Here is a 2902-nt window from a genome sequence, read left to right as displayed (position 1 = left end):
AACCCACAAGAATACCTATAACTATTGAATCAAACAATGTTTTGAGAAATATCAGCTAAACTTTACTATAAACGGGTGACTTGCAGAATTAGAGGGTGGAAGAGGAAGGGACAGCGTACGGAAAGTGCGCGAAAGATATCCACGAATTTTCAAAACGTGTTGAATAGCAACTTGGATTCACACAAAAATTGGACTAAAATAAAAATTATAAAAAAATACTTGACAAATTTCTGCATTTTGTGTACAATATTATTTGTAATTGGTAGTCCCCTATGTTTCATGGGTGCGCCGACTGGTGATAGCAACACCAATCGACGCGGCACTGCCAAAGTGTACGTTTGGTCAGCACTAACCTAATTGTAGCAAAACGCCACTGTTTTGTCAAACTTTTAGGTTAGTGCCCAATACAGCATACAGAGGGATTGCCTTTCCCCTTTCGTGCCATCTATCAGCACGCACTCGCGATCCCCTGTCAACTTTTGTCTATACAAATCTATAGTCATTTAGGTTTCACTATAGTACTAAATGCCCGTAGCAGACTATAGACAACAGGAGTACCAAATGAAGTTTCATAAAACTTCGCGATGGATACCCATCGTAATACTTCTACTCGTGGCGACACTCAGTTTCGCGCAGCACTTCAAAGACGCGACGCAGACTCCCTGTCGTCCAACCCCCGAAATCTGTCATCCTCGAACACAACCGCCGCCGTGTCAACCGTTCATCTGTCCCGACACGGACAGGAGATAAACACGCGGGGCGAACAACCGAAAGGAGAAAAATATGTTTATCCGAAAATATTGGCTTCCGCTATCGGTGTTTATCGTGACAATAGCAGGTGTGTGTCTTTACCTGCTACAGGCACAATCACCGAAAGAACCGATTATGGTTATCAAACCCGTTGAGATCAAGAAATCGACAGCGACACAACGCCGGAAGACTCAAACGCAAAATGCGTCCCCCACCGACGTGGTAGAAAAGAAAGAAGGTGAACCCTTCCATGATACCGACGCGTGGCATGCCGAGACCGACGAAACACCTGCGGACGTGTTAGAACCTGTGAACGAACTCGGTTCAGATGCATGGGTTTCAATGCCCACAGTCTTGGCATATATTCCCACGGGGTACGTCCCCTTTAAGACTGACGAGGAGGTTCAGGATTTCTTGGCAACCGCCTCAGCAGATGAAATATCCCAGCGTGTTCAAGATACGTACGTCATCAGACATTACAAGAGGTATCCTGATTGTCAAGAGCATGATGCGGTCTTAGCAGATGCCCAACGTAAAGCCCAGTGGTATCTTGGAGATCTTGAACATAGGAAGAAGGATGATGCATTATATGCGGAGTGGGAGCGTGCCCGTGCTGAGTTTGATGAGTTTGAAGCTCAGTACTATGACGCGGAAAATCTACGTATACGATGGGAGTTCTTTGATCGTATGAGTGATTCTGAAAAGGAAGCCTTTAAGGCGCAACTGCAAGCACTAACGCAAAGAACAAACGATTTACATGAGAGACGCATGTCCCTAAATTACCCTGTGAGTCCTGAACCGTTGCATACGCACTAAGGAGATAATTCTAATGAGGTATATTTGTATTTTAGGAGTTGTATTGATAGGAGCCATCTTTGTCTTACCTTTTGACGCTTTCGCGTGTTCGGACTTAGAGGCAGCTCGTGATAGAGCGAAAAGGAATCGGGATAACCTTGCCAGTGAAGTTAATGCTGGCGGGAATTTAAAGAGTGCGGTATTGGGATCTGAGTTTCTCCAAGATGGAGACGCTGTTGATAAGATAAACACGCAGAACAGTTATGTCTCCGCTGATCAGGCTAAGCAGCGGGCGGAATCGAAGTTAGCCGCAGCGGAGAGAGAACTTGCCTCAGCACAAGCGGCTCTTGATATGTGTACCACTTCAGGAGAAGTTGAGGACTTTATGGAGGATGTGATTTCGAGTCAGCTTGCGGCGTGTGGTCACGAGATGCCCGGTCATGGACGTGCACAGTATGGCTGTGGCCATTTTGATTATACGTGTCAAGAGGCGAAGCACCAACTGCGGACATGTCCAACGAATCATTCAGGTCAATCGTGTGAATATGACACTTATCGTATGTGTTCACCACATCAGCATGCGTATGCGTATTAGAGTAGTGTTCCTTGTTCTCGATCAGAACTGTACGAGCACCTTGATCTCACGCCAAGAGTGTCGAGGGCATACTGAATAAGGGAACACGAAAAATCAGAGGCATTGCGAAACTTAGCGGTCCGTCCGTGTCGTGATGCCTCGCTTTTTGACGTTTGACTGGAGACAACTTGTTATCGTCTCGAAAACCTGTCTATCTTATGTTTGGGGTTTGCTTTGGTCTGGCGGTGTTTCTCATCGTGAGCTTTCACACACCGCCATCACCCCCACAGCCACGTCCACAGAGACCTGTCACCTCCGAAAGCACAAGATTTGCTTTGGAGAGGACACAACCGCGCCGAAAAACGGAGTCCGTCCGGTTTGAAGACACCGATTTTTACCGCACGATTATAGACAACAACCTATTCCGACCGCTCGGTTGGACACCCCCGCGTCCGGTTTCACCGTATCGGTTGCTTGGGACGTTGGTATCGGGCGCGACCGATGGCGTGTGGGTGTCGAAAGCCATCATCGCTGTGCGAGGTGAGATGCGTGTCGTTGAGATCGGTGATTCCCTAAATGCCGAGACGAAGGTTCTGGGTATAGACAGACATTCAGTCTTGTTAGAAACATCAGGAAAGGAGCAAGTCTTGACCTTGCCCGTGGAGAGTGTGTTGCTCCGAGGAAGGTAAGATAGATAATGCCAAAGTTCCGCAACCAATAACCAATCGAAAGGATTTTATTTTTCTTATGCCAGCTTTACCTATCAGAGAAATCATTCGACTC

At 46.9% G+C, this 2902-nt stretch carries 4 protein-coding genes; all 4 read left to right on the top strand.

Going from position 1 to position 2902, the window contains the following annotated elements; genetic code table 11:
* Positions 1 to 561 precede the first annotated feature (561 nt).
* On the top strand, positions 562 to 750 hold the full coding sequence (locus OXH39_05585) for a hypothetical protein (GenBank protein MCY3549914.1): 189 nt from the start codon (positions 562 to 564) through the stop codon (positions 748 to 750).
* Between the two features lie 33 nt (positions 751 to 783).
* Positions 784 to 1566 carry a hypothetical protein gene (locus tag OXH39_05580; GenBank protein MCY3549913.1) on the top strand — a complete coding sequence of 261 codons (783 nt, stop codon included), beginning with the start codon at positions 784 to 786 and terminating at the stop codon, positions 1564 to 1566.
* Between the two features lie 13 nt (positions 1567 to 1579).
* Complete coding sequence (locus OXH39_05575; GenBank protein ID MCY3549912.1) at positions 1580 to 2140, top strand: hypothetical protein; 561 nt, start codon at positions 1580 to 1582, stop codon at positions 2138 to 2140.
* 167 nt (positions 2141 to 2307) lie between these two features.
* Positions 2308 to 2808, top strand: a complete 501-nt coding sequence (locus tag OXH39_05570; GenBank protein ID MCY3549911.1) for a hypothetical protein — start codon at positions 2308 to 2310, stop codon at positions 2806 to 2808.
* Positions 2809 to 2902 lie beyond the last annotated feature (94 nt).

This window comes from Candidatus Poribacteria bacterium (genome assembly GCA_026702755.1).
In the GTDB taxonomy this organism is placed as follows: domain Bacteria; phylum Poribacteria; class WGA-4E; order WGA-4E; family WGA-3G; genus WGA-3G.
Note: the sequence above shows the minus strand (reverse complement) of the source record. Positions and strands in the feature narration are given on the sequence as shown.

What these genes read in the sequence shown, in the direction of transcription:
- OXH39_05580 (MCY3549913.1), top strand. Translation starts at nt 784, where the DNA reads ATGTTTATCCGAAAATATTGGCTTCCGCTATCGGTGTTTATCGTGACA.
- OXH39_05585 (MCY3549914.1), top strand. Translation starts at nt 562, where the DNA reads ATGAAGTTTCATAAAACTTCGCGATGGATACCCATCGTAATACTTCTA.
- OXH39_05575 (MCY3549912.1), top strand. Translation starts at nt 1,580, where the DNA reads ATGAGGTATATTTGTATTTTAGGAGTTGTATTGATAGGAGCCATCTTT.